The organism is Nostoc sp., assembly GCF_036919555.1.
Taxonomy (GTDB): Bacteria; Cyanobacteriota; Cyanobacteriia; order Cyanobacteriales; family Nostocaceae; genus Nostoc.
The window spans coordinates 59056-71758 of sequence record NZ_JBALCS010000021.1; the positions used below are offsets into that span (position 1 = coordinate 59056).

The window sequence follows — 12703 nt, forward strand, 5'->3', positions numbered from 1 at the left end:
GATTATTGGGCTAAATTTCGCGTCAAAGTAAAAGAATCAAGGTGATAGGGGAAAAAGCGTTAAGATACTCAGTAAAAATGTACATTTCTGAGATAGACATCATAAACTAATGGATATAGCTCTAATCGTTAAATTTCTCGCTCCCTGTCTGCCATATCTGTTGAATATGGGTAATAAAGCCGTAGAAGGGGCATCACAGAAAGTAGGTGAGGATGTATGGAATAAAGCCAAGGCGATTTGGGGAAAGTTACATCCCAAAGTAGAGGCTAACGCAGACGCAAAAAAAGCAGCCGAAGCAGCAACGAAAAATCCAGGGGATGAAGATTACCAAGCAGCTTTCCGGGCGCAATTAAAAGATATTTTAAACTCTGATACAGCATTGGCACAAGAGATAGCCAAGATTTTGCAAGAAACAAAATCTGCTGATACTTCTGTTAGTCTCAATGCTCAATCTTACGATGAGAGTATACAGATAAATACAGCAGGTAACGTTGATAATCCAAATTATGACTTGAGTAGGAATATCAACAGCCCAAAGTAACCACCAATATTGCTGTTTTTGGTGTTGCACAGCAACAAATATTGGAGTTGCTAGAACGCAGTACTAAAATAGAATCGCCTGGGGTTCTCAAAGCTGGGAATCTCGGTAAAAGTTTGGCTTACTGGCAAGGAAGAACAGCAGAAATCGCCCAAATACAGCAATGGTTAACTGATGAAAATACCTTTTTAATTGGTATAGAAGGCATCGGTGGCACAGGTAAATCCATGCTGGCTACGAAAATTTATGATGAAATAGTCGGTTTTCCCAAGCGATTTTGGGCTGATGTCAGTAATGGGGCAGGTTTTAGCGATTTAGCCCGCCAAGTCCTCACAGAATTTGGCTTTCCCGTTCCAGAACAAGAAGCGCAGTTAGTAGAGGCGCTAGTTAGGTGTTTACGTTCTGGGCAATTTTTACTGATTATTGACAACCTGGAGAGTTTATTACAACCTGATAGACTGTGGGGAAGTCTATTTTACGCCGACTTTTTCCAAGCATGGGTGGAACATGGCGGTAATAGTAAGGTGTTAGTCACCACCAGGGAAAGACCAGAATTAAAAGGCTTTGAGTGGCTACCCCTGAAAGGTTTGCAAGTAGATGAAGGGGTAGCACTGTTAACTGTATTAAGTATTCGCGGAGATTTAACGCAGTTTGTGGAATTGGTAGATGGACATCCCCTACTGTTGAGATTGGCAGCAGACTTATTAAAGGAAGCATATTCACAAGACCCGGATTTAAGCAGATTAGCAGATTTAGGCTTAGGGAATTTGCGGCAGTTGTTGACAGATTCCCAAGTGGTAGGTATCCATCGCCGGGAAAATGTGGGGATGGTGTTGGTGTTGGATGCCAGTTTTAATCGGTTAAATGAGTTACAAAAAGCGTTATTGCTAAATATTAGTGTTTATCGTGGTGCGATTGAGAGTGCCGCAGCAGTGGCTATGTTGCCGGGAAGTTCAGCAGCCGAGATTGAGGGAGAATTGAGGAATCTGGTTAAGCGTTCTTTGTTGGTAGAAAAGCTTAATGGGAAGCGGCGATTTGAATTTCAGCCCGTGGTTTTGGAGTATGTGCGGTATCAGGCTGGCGATCAGACAGAGGCGCATCAACGAGCCATTAATTATTATGGCTCAATCGCTAAACAACCACCTTGGACAACAAAAGACGATGTTAAAGAATACTTGGAAATCTTCGATCACTTTTATCAGCTGCAAGATTATGACTCTGCCTTTGATAGCATTTGGATTTGCAATGATTTTTTGAGCTTGCGGGGTTATTACATAGACCAAGTAGAACTATATGGGCAATTGGTAAGTAAATGGCCAGAAATTGGCGATAGAGAAAATTGGAATTATCGGGCTGCTGTCACTTCATTAGGCAATGCTTACAACTCTCTGGGACAGTATCAACGGGCAATTGAGTTCCACCAGCAGTCTTTGCAAATATCTAGGGAGATAGGCGATCGCAATAGCGAAGGTAGATCCTTCAACAATTTGGGCAATGCTTACAAGTCCCTGGGACAGTACCAACGGGCGATTGAGTTCCACCAGCAGTCTTTGGAAATAAAAAGGGAGATAGGCGATCGCAATGGCGAAGGTAAATCCTTGGGCAATTTGGGCAATGCTTACAAGTCCCTGGGACAGTACCAACGGGCGATTGAGTTCCACCAGCAGTCTTGGGAAATATCTAGGGAGATAGGCGATCGCAATGGCGAAGGTAAATCCTTAATCGGTTTGGGTAATGCTTACAACTCCCTGGGACAGTACCAACGGGCGATTGAGTTTTCCCAGCAGTCTTGGGAAATATCTAGGGAGATAGGCGATCGCAATGGCGAAGGTAGTTCCTTGGGTAATTTGGGCAGCGCTTACAACTCCCTGGGACAGTACCAACGGGCGATTGAGTTCCACCAGCAGTCTTTGGAAATAAAAAGGGAGATAGGCGATCGCAATGGCGAAGGTAAATCCTTAATCGGTTTGGGCAATGCTTACAACTCCCTGGGACAGTACCAACGGGCGGTTGAGTTTTTCCAGCAGTCTTGGGAAATATCTAGGGAGATAGGCGATCGCAATGGCGAAGGTAGTTCCTTGGGCAATTTGGGCAACGCTTACAACTTCCTGGGACAGTACCAACGGGCGATTGAGTTTTTCCAGGAGTCTTTGGAAATATTAAGGGAGATAGGCGATCGCAATGGCGAAGGTAGTTCCTTCAACAATTTGGGCAACGCTTACAACTCCCTGGGACAGTACCAACGGGCGATTGAGTTCCACCAGCAGTCTTGGGAAATATCTAGGGAGATAGGCGATCGCAATGGCGAAGGTATTTCTTGGGCAATTTGGGCAACGCTTACAACTCCCTGGGACAGTACCAACGGGCGATTGAGTTCCACCAGCAGTCTTGGGAAATATCTAGGGAGATAGGCGATATTCGAGGGGAAGCGATCACCTGGTATAACTTAGGTTTGGTATTTGAAAAAGTTGACCGAGAATCAGACGCGCTTGGTGCTTATCGCAATGCCCGCGAACTATTTCAAGGAATGGGACTTGATGCTAATGTGCAACTTTGCAACAACGCAATTGAGCGTCTTTTTCAACCAAAACCGCCTGTAGTTTCTCGCCGTGGGTTTTGGGCGTGGTTGCGTCAGCTGTGGCGTTGGGTTCGTGCTTGGTTTCGGTAGTGATTTTGTCTTACGCACAGAAGAGGCTTTATAGAGTGCGATATTGTAGGATATGTTAATGAAATGTAAAGCACCAACCGCACCTAAATCTCTACCAACCCACAACTAAGCTACTTGCAGAGGCTTTGTAGGTAGCATTCTAGGTTCTGGTAATGGTTTATTCTCTTCAGAAAGCATTTCCACAAAAGCCTCGATTACTTCCTGACCATTTTTGGCAGCTTCCTCGTAAGTTCTACCATGTGTATGAAATTGTTGCCAAGGGAACTCAGGCAAGTGAACTAAGAAAAGTTGATCCTCTTGTGACCATTGAATCACCATACTGTAGTGATAGATCATTCTTCACCTTCCTCGTTTACAAGTTTTTCGAGTTCTTCCAGCTTTTTCAGCACCCGTTGAATGCCTCTTTCTAAATATAGCGGAGCATCATCACCATCAATACCCAGGAATAGTAAGGGGTTATTCCGGTAGCATTGGATGTTTCCAAAATGTATGGCTTCCTTTGCCTCGTCCTGGCTGGAGGATATACCCAACTTTTGCTACCATTGCTTTCAATTCTCTTACTTTCTTTGGCATTGCTCCTTAGTTACCAACTTCTTAATTTATTATAATCATTGGAATATAGTGCGATCGCAAGTTCAACAACCCGTCAGAGCATCAGCATAGTACAGAGTAGTTTCTCGCCGTGGGTTTTGGGCGTGGTTGCGTCGGTTGTGGCGTTGGGTACGCGCTTGGTTTCGGCAGTAAAATAAGGTGTAGGAATAGTGATGAACATAAATTTAAGTTTGGATTAGCTTTCTAATTGGTAAGGAATTAAAACAACTCCAAAACCTTTAACGTAAAAATTATGACTCAAACAACAACTACTGAATATAAACATATTCTAGTTAATGAAGGTAATGTTCCTTTCATTAAAGGAACATCTATGAAAATTGTAGAATTAATTACTTCCATTCATGCTTATGGTTGGAGTCCAGAAGAATTACATTTTCAATATCCACATTTGACCATGAGCCAGATTTATTCTGCTTTAGCTTATTATTGGGAACATAAAGAAGAAATTGATGCTGATATGCAGCAACGTTTTGAGTATGCGGAAAGATTACGTTTAGAAACAGGAGAATCTCCATTAGCAAAAAGACTCCGTGCAAAAGGATTAATTAAATGAGCGTTGCTCTTTATATTGATGAAAATGTCCATCGAGGAATTACAGATGGATTACGAATTCGGGGTGTAGATGTCTTAACAGTACAAGAAGATGGGCGGACTAGCTTTCCCGATCCTCTTATACTTGACCGTGTTTTGTTTTCCCAAGATGACGATTTTCTAGCTGAAGCCAACCATCGCCAAGACAAGCAAATAAATTTTGCTGGTGTTATTTATGCCCATAAACTCAGAGTTACTGTTGGCGATTGTGTTCGTGATTTAGAAATTATTGCTAAAACAGCCTATCTTGAAGAATTAAGTAATCGTATTCAATACTTACCTTTGTAAGACTTGTGGAGAACATGAGATGAAAACTGAAAGTGCAGATAAAGCAAAATTATTCTACATTGCTATAATTCTCTATAAATCATCTTCAGATAAACCTGATTATCAAACTTTGTACCAAGAAAGCTTTGTTTTGATTAAAGCCGCTTCTTTAGAATCAGCAAAAGCAAAGGCTTTGAATCATGGTAAAAATGAAAGCGTCAGCTATACAAATGAGAATGAAGAAACTATTACTTGGTCTTTGCAGCAAGTGGTAGATGTTAATTCAGTTTTGGATGATAACTTTGATTCTGCTGAGGATATTGTTGATTTATATACTCGACATTTTCGTAATTATGAGGCTTACCAATCATTTGAGCCATTATTATCTAAAGAGCAATTTGAATGATAGTTATAAAACCACGCGATCGCTCTTGTCGATTCCCATCAATGATACACTCATCACTGATCCAACAGCGATCGCAGGGGTGAAGCTAATGCGTGGTTTAACCTGGGTGGAGTATTAGTAGATGTCAATCATCAATCAGACGCGCTGGGTGCTTATCGCAATGCCCGTGAACTGTATCAGAAAATGGGACTTGATACTGATGTGCAAGATTGCAACAACGCAATTGAGCGTCTTTCTCAACCAAAACCGCCTGTAGTTTCTCGCCGTGGGTTTTGGGGATGGTTGCGTCGGTTGTGGCGTTGGGTTCGTGCTTGGTTTGGGCGGTAAAAGAGAGATACGCCATAATTACTCATAGCGTTACAATATTATTACTTAACTTATCACTAAAATAACTGAATTATGAAAAAAATAGAAATTGAACGGATCAAGAAACATTTGCAAAAATAGAAAAATTAACACAAACTTATCATTGCGAAATTTCTGACATAATCAAAGCAATAATTGAGCAACTAACACAACCAGAAGTTATTAATGATTCCTTTATCGGTAAATGGTCTAATGATGCGGAATTGGTTGATACAATGGTTGCAGATATTTTAAAACATAGAAATTTATAAAAACTAAGTTAGCTGTGAGAAAATCTTTAATTGATACAGACATTGTATCAGAGATTAGCAAAGATAAAAATACTAAAATAAATCCTAAAGCTATTGCTTATAGAGCTATATGGCAACAATACACAATTTCGGTAATTACTGTTTCCGAAATCATCAAGGGATGGAGGAAAAACTTACGATTGTTCAGCTTTTTATTCCGAAAAAATCATTAATTTAGAACCCAATACTCGTTATACCATCCAGATTATTGCTCAACAAAATCAGACAGAAACAACTGATAAAAATGCTTGGGATATGCTTGAAGAAATGGCAGGAACTTATGAACCACCAGAAGATTGGTCAAGTGAACACGATCGTTCGTTACTCATATGGTACATCCAAACGAAACTGTCATCCATGAACAAAGATAAACTCTTTTTAGACACCATTTTTATTGATACGCTATAATCACTCACAATATTTCATAGAATTAACTATGACAACTCCATTGCTACCAACCCTTCAAAATCTACCCGCTACCTTATCTTTAGAAGGTGCAATCAGCATTGAGTTGCAAGAGGGAATACCCATATTTAGAGCTTCTAGCATTGTCCAGAATCGCATTACAGCTTTACTAGCTAAACAACAAATTTCTCCACTCAACTCAGAAGAAGAACAAGAGCTAGATAGCTACGAACAAATTGACGATTACCTAAGTTTTATCAATCGTCTAGCTAGAAATATTTTACAAAATCCCAATAATCAGACTGTGTAAAGGTGGCGAGTCGTAAAATTCCTGATGCAATTCAGCAACAAGTACGTCAGCGAGCCTCTGAATTGTGTGAATATTGCCACGCTTCAGAAAAATGGCAGTATGTATTATTCACAGTAGATCATGTTATTCCCTTAAGTCAAAATGGCAAAGATACTATAGATAATTTGGCTTTAGCTTGTTTCCATTGTAACCGCAAAAAATCAGCCAAAAGCACAGCCATAGCTCCTGAATCTGCTTTAGAGGTTCCTTTATTTAATCCAAGAGAAAGTCTCTGGAGTGAACATTTTATTTGGTCTGCTGATAAACTTAAAATTAATGGGTTAACACAAACTGGCCAAGCAACAATAGCTGCGCTAAATTTAAATCGAGAAAGAATTGTAAATATTCGTGCTGCTGACAAAGTAGTTAACCGTCATCCTCCACCAGAAGATCCTATCGAGGATATAAGTTAATTTATATAGCGGTTCCCATTCAGATGCGGTACAAGATTATATCGCAAGGTGTAGGGGCACTGCCGTGCCCTTACGGGTGTACCTCACTCAAGCGAGAAACGCTATAAACATCAAGTAATAAGATGTATTTTGTAGTAAGAAAATGAACCAAATTCAAGATTTACCTGAAAATAGCATTGATTGATTTATACACACCCCATTTTCGCAATTATAAAACCACGCGATCGCTCTTGTGGATTTCGATCTAATGATACACTCATCACCTGACCCAACAGCGATCGCAATTGACCAATGCGGCGGGAAACTGAAAATACGGTGTCTGATGCTAAAGAAAAAACTTGCTCCAAGCCCATAGCCGCAAACTATATCTCGAAAAATCTGGAAGAGCGCTCCTCTGGGTTCCTATCAATGATAATTTGAAGCATTGGGAACCCCTAAAAATCAAAGTTTATGAACGTAGCTGACGATAAAACAATTGTTCGTGAGTATTTCAATTCCACAGGGTTTGACCGTTGGAAGCGAATCTACGGCGATGGCGAAGTCAACAAAATCCAACTAGACATCCGCAATGGACACCAGCAAACCGTGGATACAGTTCTCGGCTGGCTGAAGGCTGATAACAATTTACCAGAGCTATCAATCTGCGATGCTGGATGTGGTGTCGGTAGTCTCAGCATCCCCCTGGCGGTAGATGGTGCCAAAGTCTATGCCACCGATATTTCTGAAAAAATGGTGGAAGAAGGCAAGGATAGAGCCAAGCAAACCTTGCCAAATGCTGAAAATCCCACTTTTGCCGTGCAGGATTTGGAATCATTGAGTGGTAGTTACCATACTGTTATTTGCTTGGATGTTCTCATCCACTACCCCCAAGAAAAAGCCGATGAGATGATTTCTCACCTCTGTTCTTTGGCACAGTCGCGGATAATTCTCAGTTTTGCGCCGAAGACCTGCGCCCTAAGTATACTCAAGAAAATTGGCAGTTTCTTTCCTGGCCCAAGTAAAGCCACTCGTGCATATTTACATCGTGAGGCTGATGTCGTGAAAATCTTGGAAAGTAATGGCTTTTCATTGCAACGAAAAGCGATGACGAAGACTCGTTTCTATTTTTCCCGCCTACTGGAAGCTACACGTAAGTGAAGTTAAAATCGCAGCAAGATGAATACTATAGCTTTGCTGCGATTTGACAATCTCAAGGCACAAGCGCTGACAAAACTATCATCAGGAGTAGATTGATATACTAGAACCTTTGCGAAAGTCAGGTTAAAATCGCTAGCAAAGTGTAAATCTAAAGTGGAACTATGAAAACTGCTGAAAAATTGGCTGCCGGTTGGCTACTGACACTCGGATTCATGTTTTTAACCCTATCAGCAACAGCGACATGGGAAAAATTTGCTACACGTCAGGTATACATACCAGTGCAAGATGCGGATACTTTTAGCGCACCAAATGCTACTTATGAAAATGATAATAGTGCTGTTGGTGGTCTAATTTTTGGCGTTCCTACCCTAACACTGGGTGCATGGTTAGCATTGGGATTGTACCGTCAAAGCCGACAGGAGAAAAAGGCGCTTAATCAACAAGTTAGCGATCGCCTGCAATCAGTTTTTTATGAGATGCTACAAGAGAATCAGGGACGTGTAACTGTTTTAGGCTTTGCAATGCAGTCACAACTACCCGCAACCAACGCCAGACAATATTTAGATCAAAAAGCTAAAGAATTCAATGCAAACTTTAAGGTGAACGAAGAAGGGGCTATATCATATCATTTTGATGTCTAATTCTCATTTGTCTTTTGTCCTTTGTTATTCACTAATGACCAATGACCAATGACTAATGACCAACTTATAGCTAGGTCTAATGACGCAGATTTTTTTGAGCGTAGCTGCCATTTTAGGCGGTTTGTCAGTTGCTGCTGGTGCTTTTGCTACCCATGCCTTGCGGGAAAAAATTAGTGAGCGATCACTAGAAATTTTTGAAACTGGCGCTCGTTACCAAATGTATCATGCTCTAGCACTTTTTCTCGTAGCATTACTAATTAGTCGCACCGAATTTCCTCAACCCACTCTCGTAGCCAGTGGATGGCTGTTTATCATTGGCATTGCTATTTTCTCAGGAAGCTTGTACGCCCTTAGCTTAACCGGTATTAAATTCTTGGGAGCGATCACACCACTAGGCGGCACAGTTTTGATTGCTGGTTGGGGTGCTTTAGCTTTTGCTGCTTGGAATTTGAAGTTGTGAAAAAGTTAGGAGTTAGGAGTTAAAAATTCTTAACTCCTAACTCCATTTGGTTAAAATTACACAGTTATTCACAGATGACAAATGACTAGCTCTTTGGTTTAATATAAGCGATCGCATGTTTCCAAACAGTGGTTTGCTGACTGTTTTCATCAGCAATACAGATACAGTGTGGATCTTGCCATAAAAGCCTTCCTGTCAGTACATCACCAGTCAGCAGCTTAAACTCTACTGGTATTGTTTGTTTAATCAGGTTTTGGACTTGTCTAATGCTAGGTAAAGTGGTGTCAAATTCGGTAAGCATTTTTAGTAAAGATGAACCTACAAGGCAAAATAAAGAGTAACTAATCCTTGATAATTCATCCTTGAGCAAATGGCAATCGAATTTACTAAGTATCATGGTCTAGGCAACGACTTTATTCTGATTGATAATCGCTCGTCATCTGTGCCTGTAGTGACGCCAGAGCAAGCCATTAAGTTGTGCGATCGCCACTTTGGTATCGGTGCTGATGGTGTAATTTTTGCCCTACCGAAAGAAAATGAGACTGACTACACCATGCGGATTTTTAATTCCGATGGTTCAGAACCAGAAATGTGTGGCAATGGCATTCGCTGTTTAGCTGGCTTTTTAGCAGATTTAGAAGGGGAATCCCGAAATAAAGACTCATATCGCATTCATACCTTGGCTGGTGTGATGACTCCCCAACTCTTATCTGATGGTCAAGTTAAAGTAGACATGGGTTTACCCAGGTTACTCGCTGGCGAAATTCCTACCACCCTTGCACCTGCTGAAGAAAAAGTAATTTCTCAGCCGTTGGCAGTGGCGGGGCAAACTTGGGAAGTCACCTGTGTCAGTATGGGAAATCCCCACTGCGTTACTTTTGTGGAAGATGTAGCAGCAATTGAGCTAGAAACCATCGGCCCCAAATTCGAGCATCACCCAGCTTTTCCGCAACGCATAAATACCGAATTTATGCAAGTGGTACGGCGTGACTATTTGAAAATGCGGGTGTGGGAACGGGGTGCTGGGATTACATTAGCTTGCGGGACGGGTGCTTGTGCTGCCTTGGTAGCTGGCGTGCTAACTGGAAAATGCGATCGCACCGCCACTATCGAATTACCTGGTGGCTGTTTGCAAATTGAATGGTCAGAAGTAGACCAACGGGTTTACATGACAGGTTCAGCCGAGCGGGTATTCACTGGTAAACTGTAACCGACTTCCCATTGGCATTACTCAAGTAGTAGTGCCATAGAAATCAGCGATCGCCCAAATCTGGCGATCACTGATTAAGAAATTAATCACATAAACCCCTAGATTCTTTCTTCCAAGTAGCGAGAAATTGCACTGTCAAGGGATGGCATTAATTCACCTCGGCTGCTACCAAGAACGCTATAAGTTGGGCGGAGAGCAGTTAAACCAAGTTGTTCTGTGGGTAGTGCAATCAGATTGCTGACACTGACTCCAGCTCGCTTGGCCGCTAACCGTGCTAAATCAGCCCAAGCGATCGCACTCTTGTTCGCCAAATGCCACAGCCCACACTCGCCGTCAATTAATAAATCCAGACTAGCATGAACCAAATCAGGCACATAGGTAGGTGAAACAATTCCATCCTCTGCGGCGACGAAAGTATTCCCAGCACTAAGCTGACGCAGGGCGGTCGTGATAAAGTTGTAATCATCCCACGGGCCAAAAAATGCACTGGTGCGAATCACTAGCGATGCTGGGTCAGCCTGCAATACTAGCTTTTCCGCCAAAACTTTGCTGCACCCATATACATTCAGGGGGGCAACGGTATCAGTTTCGACATAAGGATTAGACACAGCACCGTCAAATACCAAATCTGAGGAGAAAGTCAATAGCAATACGTTATGTTGAGCGCAAGCAGCAGCTAGAATCGCTGAACCTTCGGCGTTCACTTGCAGGCAAACATGGGGTTCACGTTCAGCATCGTCCACCCGCACGTATCCGGCAGCATTCACAACCGCCCACGGCTTCAACTGGGTAAGCGCCGCATTCACAGAGGCAGGATCGGTAATATCCATCTCTTGACGCGTCAGCAGGTGATATGAAATCCCGCGCACTTGGCACAACCGAGCAAAAGCCTTTCCCAGAGTTCCTCTCGCACCGAGGATCGCCAGGGGAGCTGATGGGGATGTTGCTTGACTTTTCCTTGCTCTCCCTATTTCCCCACTGCAACTTAGCGCCGGGTATAACAGGCGCTCTTGGCGATGCCACCATCCTGGGGTATCAAGTAGCGGGTGATCTGGTTGATGCCCAGTTGCTAGAACTCGTACCATTTTAGCGATCGCTGTCGGTCGGGGATGTGGAGAACGCAAATCAAATGCACCTGGCTCGTAGTAGCCGTGAGCTTTTGTGACTAAACTATTCCAATCGTAGCTGCCAAGGAGTGCCCAAGCAGTTACAGCGCGGATATCCACACCCTGAGATTGTAATTCCTGCGCCGCATTCCACACTTCATAAAACCAACGTAGCTGCTCCTCACGGGTGCAGCTGATATGAACTTCGGTGACAGCAAGGGGCAGGTGATAGCGTTCCCATGCCTCTAGTAGCAATGTGCGTGGGCCTGCCAAACCCTCAGCACAAACTCGCACCGCCTCTACATCCGCATACTTATGTTGCCCATTACCGCCATGAGTCCAAGCTGGATAGTTTTCTGTGTGTTCATCCAAAAAGCGTTCACTAGTTAAGTAATGGTTAATGCCAATGATGTCAGGTGGACAAGGATTTTGCAAAAATTCCTCAAGTTCAGCCTCACTGACACCACAGTGGCGCAAGTAACCCCACATGGGATGAGTTTGAGTGATTCGACCACATAATAAATCAAAGCTCAACCAGCGACGTTCGTTTTCAAATTCTGTTTGATAAGCCAGCTTTGGTGTACTGTAAATCTTACCCAAATCCTCGGTTTGCAGCAGTTGGGCATTGGGGTTGACTTCCCGGATTACCTGCATTGCCAGTGCTACTGCACGGCATTGTCCCAACAAAGCACGAGCGAAAGTTAAATTATCCCGGCCGTGAGGATACCAGTGGCCGTACATCCCACTAAATCGCGCTGTTGTCAGTGGCTCATTTATAGGTGTGTAATGTGTTATCCAAGGATAGCGATCGGCAACTGCACGAGCAAACACCGCTAGTTTTTCTGGAAATTCCAAGTCTACCAAGCTGGTGTTACGCGGCCCGCTGCCATGATGCACTAATCCCACAATCGGACGAATGCCAAGTTCCTGCAAGCGCCCCAGTCTTTCATCCGCCCACCACCAATCAGCATTTTCCAATCCATCAGGCGCTATCCTCTCCCACAGTAGAGGGTAGCGGATAGCTTTTATCCCTAGTTCCGCAAATAAATCTAAGTCATCCAAGCGCATTGCATGACCGTTAGATTCCAACTGGTCAAAATACTCATTACCCACGCGATTAACTGTACACTCTACACCAGCCCACACTTCCAGGGGGAGTTGTAAATTATTCTCTCTCAAGATGCTATTAACCGCATCTTTATTTGAGTTAAAGACAAAAGTCATAATTTACACAACTAAAGCTT

19 protein-coding genes are annotated in these 12703 nt (G+C 42.8%); 13 read left to right on the forward strand and 6 right to left on the reverse strand.

Translation table 11 applies throughout. From position 1 onward, the window contains the following. Window positions 1–109: 109 nt before the first annotated feature. The 3 genes from V7K36_RS07275 to V7K36_RS07285 are packed head-to-tail and all read left to right on the forward strand — an operon-like array spanning window position 110 to window position 3206. Window positions 110–541, forward strand: a complete 432-nt coding sequence (locus V7K36_RS07275) for a hypothetical protein (RefSeq protein ID WP_335114436.1) — start codon at window positions 110–112, stop codon at window positions 539–541. A 41-nt stretch (window positions 542–582) separates the two neighbouring features. Beyond that, window positions 583–2949: a tetratricopeptide repeat protein gene (locus V7K36_RS07280; protein ID WP_335114438.1), complete on the forward strand. Its 2367-nt coding sequence runs from the start codon at window positions 583–585 to the stop codon at window positions 2947–2949. Then, window positions 2865–3206, forward strand: a complete 342-nt coding sequence (locus tag V7K36_RS07285; protein ID WP_335114440.1) for a tetratricopeptide repeat protein — start codon at window positions 2865–2867, stop codon at window positions 3204–3206. The genes V7K36_RS07280 and V7K36_RS07285 overlap by 85 nt, the downstream gene beginning before the upstream one ends. Window positions 3207–3311: 105 nt before the next feature. On the opposite strand, the gene V7K36_RS07290 is transcribed toward V7K36_RS07285, so the two are convergent. Continuing rightward, window positions 3312–3542, reverse strand: a complete 231-nt coding sequence (locus V7K36_RS07290; protein ID WP_094341749.1) for a type II toxin-antitoxin system HicB family antitoxin — start codon at window positions 3540–3542, stop codon at window positions 3312–3314. Continuing rightward, window positions 3539–3736, reverse strand: a complete 198-nt coding sequence (locus tag V7K36_RS07295) for a hypothetical protein (protein WP_335114442.1) — start codon at window positions 3734–3736, stop codon at window positions 3539–3541. Before V7K36_RS07295 ends, V7K36_RS07290 begins: the two co-directional genes overlap by 4 nt. Window positions 3737–4050: 314 nt before the next feature. Here V7K36_RS07295 and V7K36_RS07300 point away from each other — a divergent pair, with 314 nt between their 5' ends. Genes V7K36_RS07300 through V7K36_RS07315 form a run of 4 tightly spaced genes read left to right on the forward strand, consistent with a single transcriptional unit; the run spans window position 4051 to window position 5200 of the window. After that, the gene (locus tag V7K36_RS07300) at window positions 4051–4371 is read left to right on the forward strand and encodes a DUF433 domain-containing protein (protein WP_335114444.1); all 321 of its coding nucleotides are present in this window, start codon (window positions 4051–4053) and stop codon (window positions 4369–4371) included. After that, window positions 4368–4697, forward strand: a complete 330-nt coding sequence (locus V7K36_RS07305) for a DUF5615 family PIN-like protein (protein WP_335114446.1) — start codon at window positions 4368–4370, stop codon at window positions 4695–4697. Before V7K36_RS07300 ends, V7K36_RS07305 begins: the two co-directional genes overlap by 4 nt. Before the next feature lie 19 nt (window positions 4698–4716). Then, the gene (locus V7K36_RS07310; RefSeq protein WP_335114448.1) at window positions 4717–5082 is read left to right on the forward strand and encodes a DUF4288 domain-containing protein; all 366 of its coding nucleotides are present in this window, start codon (window positions 4717–4719) and stop codon (window positions 5080–5082) included. Next, on the forward strand, window positions 5075–5200 hold the full coding sequence (locus V7K36_RS07315) for a hypothetical protein (protein ID WP_335114450.1): 126 nt from the start codon (window positions 5075–5077) through the stop codon (window positions 5198–5200). Before V7K36_RS07310 ends, V7K36_RS07315 begins: the two co-directional genes overlap by 8 nt. 6 nt (window positions 5201–5206) lie before the next feature. Here V7K36_RS07315 and V7K36_RS07320 read toward each other — a convergent pair whose 3' ends face one another. Continuing rightward, window positions 5207–5425 carry a hypothetical protein gene (locus tag V7K36_RS07320; RefSeq protein ID WP_335114452.1) on the reverse strand — a complete coding sequence of 73 codons (219 nt, stop codon included), beginning with the start codon at window positions 5423–5425 and terminating at the stop codon, window positions 5207–5209. A 749-nt stretch (window positions 5426–6174) separates the two neighbouring features. Here V7K36_RS07320 and V7K36_RS07325 point away from each other — a divergent pair. Beyond that, a complete protein-coding gene (locus tag V7K36_RS07325) occupies window positions 6175–6453 on the forward strand; it encodes a hypothetical protein (RefSeq protein WP_335114454.1) in 279 nt (92 codons plus the stop codon). 2 nt (window positions 6454–6455) lie between these two features. Beyond that, window positions 6456–6905 carry an HNH endonuclease gene (locus V7K36_RS07330; protein ID WP_335114456.1) on the forward strand — a complete coding sequence of 150 codons (450 nt, stop codon included), beginning with the start codon at window positions 6456–6458 and terminating at the stop codon, window positions 6903–6905. Window positions 6906–7090: 185 nt separating this feature from the next. Here the strand turns inward: V7K36_RS07330 and V7K36_RS07335 are convergent, their stop codons facing one another. Beyond that, entirely contained in the window at window positions 7091–7258 is a 168-nt protein-coding gene (locus V7K36_RS07335) for a hypothetical protein (RefSeq protein ID WP_335114458.1), read from the reverse strand. Window positions 7259–7355: 97 nt separating this feature from the next. Between V7K36_RS07335 and bchM the strand changes: the two genes are divergently transcribed. From bchM to V7K36_RS07350, 3 genes are all read left to right on the forward strand, one after another. Then, entirely contained in the window at window positions 7356–8042 is a 687-nt protein-coding gene (gene bchM / locus V7K36_RS07340; protein WP_334826742.1) for a magnesium protoporphyrin IX methyltransferase, read from the forward strand. Between the two features lie 161 nt (window positions 8043–8203). Beyond that, a complete protein-coding gene (locus V7K36_RS07345) occupies window positions 8204–8683 on the forward strand; it encodes a hypothetical protein (protein WP_335114460.1) in 480 nt (159 codons plus the stop codon). Window positions 8684–8762: 79 nt separating this feature from the next. Next, window positions 8763–9143, forward strand: coding sequence for a DUF423 domain-containing protein (locus tag V7K36_RS07350; RefSeq protein ID WP_335114462.1), 381 nt, complete (start codon window positions 8763–8765; stop codon window positions 9141–9143). A gap of 85 nt (window positions 9144–9228) precedes the next feature. On the opposite strand, the gene V7K36_RS07355 is transcribed toward V7K36_RS07350, so the two are convergent. Beyond that, window positions 9229–9444 (reverse strand): Hfq-related RNA-binding protein, encoded by a 216-nt coding sequence (locus V7K36_RS07355; RefSeq protein ID WP_334826740.1) that lies wholly within the window; start codon window positions 9442–9444, stop codon window positions 9229–9231. 69 nt (window positions 9445–9513) lie between these two features. On the opposite strand from V7K36_RS07355, the gene dapF reads away from it, so the two are divergent. Beyond that, entirely contained in the window at window positions 9514–10353 is an 840-nt protein-coding gene (gene dapF / locus V7K36_RS07360) for a diaminopimelate epimerase (protein ID WP_335114464.1), read from the forward strand. A gap of 98 nt (window positions 10354–10451) precedes the next feature. Here the strand turns inward: dapF and V7K36_RS07365 are convergent, their stop codons facing one another. Then, window positions 10452–12683 carry a family 1 glycosylhydrolase gene (locus V7K36_RS07365; RefSeq protein ID WP_335114466.1) on the reverse strand — a complete coding sequence of 744 codons (2232 nt, stop codon included), beginning with the start codon at window positions 12681–12683 and terminating at the stop codon, window positions 10452–10454. Window positions 12684–12703: the final 20 nt, after the last annotated feature.

What these genes read in the sequence shown, in the direction of transcription:
- V7K36_RS07325 (WP_335114454.1), top strand. Translation starts at nt 6,175, where the DNA reads ATGACAACTCCATTGCTACCAACCCTTCAAAATCTACCCGCTACCTTA.
- V7K36_RS07275 (WP_335114436.1), top strand. Translation starts at nt 110, where the DNA reads ATGGATATAGCTCTAATCGTTAAATTTCTCGCTCCCTGTCTGCCATAT.
- V7K36_RS07320 (WP_335114452.1), bottom strand. Translation starts at nt 5,425, where the DNA reads ATGGCGTATCTCTCTTTTACCGCCCAAACCAAGCACGAACCCAACGCC.
- V7K36_RS07300 (WP_335114444.1), top strand. Translation starts at nt 4,051, where the DNA reads ATGACTCAAACAACAACTACTGAATATAAACATATTCTAGTTAATGAA.
- V7K36_RS07305 (WP_335114446.1), top strand. Translation starts at nt 4,368, where the DNA reads ATGAGCGTTGCTCTTTATATTGATGAAAATGTCCATCGAGGAATTACA.
- V7K36_RS07290 (WP_094341749.1), bottom strand. Translation starts at nt 3,542, where the DNA reads ATGATCTATCACTACAGTATGGTGATTCAATGGTCACAAGAGGATCAA.
- dapF (WP_335114464.1), top strand. Translation starts at nt 9,514, where the DNA reads ATGGCAATCGAATTTACTAAGTATCATGGTCTAGGCAACGACTTTATT.
- V7K36_RS07345 (WP_335114460.1), top strand. Translation starts at nt 8,204, where the DNA reads ATGAAAACTGCTGAAAAATTGGCTGCCGGTTGGCTACTGACACTCGGA.
- V7K36_RS07350 (WP_335114462.1), top strand. Translation starts at nt 8,763, where the DNA reads ATGACGCAGATTTTTTTGAGCGTAGCTGCCATTTTAGGCGGTTTGTCA.
- V7K36_RS07365 (WP_335114466.1), bottom strand. Translation starts at nt 12,683, where the DNA reads ATGACTTTTGTCTTTAACTCAAATAAAGATGCGGTTAATAGCATCTTG.
- V7K36_RS07335 (WP_335114458.1), bottom strand. Translation starts at nt 7,258, where the DNA reads ATGGGCTTGGAGCAAGTTTTTTCTTTAGCATCAGACACCGTATTTTCA.
- bchM (WP_334826742.1), top strand. Translation starts at nt 7,356, where the DNA reads ATGAACGTAGCTGACGATAAAACAATTGTTCGTGAGTATTTCAATTCC.
- V7K36_RS07310 (WP_335114448.1), top strand. Translation starts at nt 4,717, where the DNA reads ATGAAAACTGAAAGTGCAGATAAAGCAAAATTATTCTACATTGCTATA.
- V7K36_RS07355 (WP_334826740.1), bottom strand. Translation starts at nt 9,444, where the DNA reads ATGCTTACCGAATTTGACACCACTTTACCTAGCATTAGACAAGTCCAA.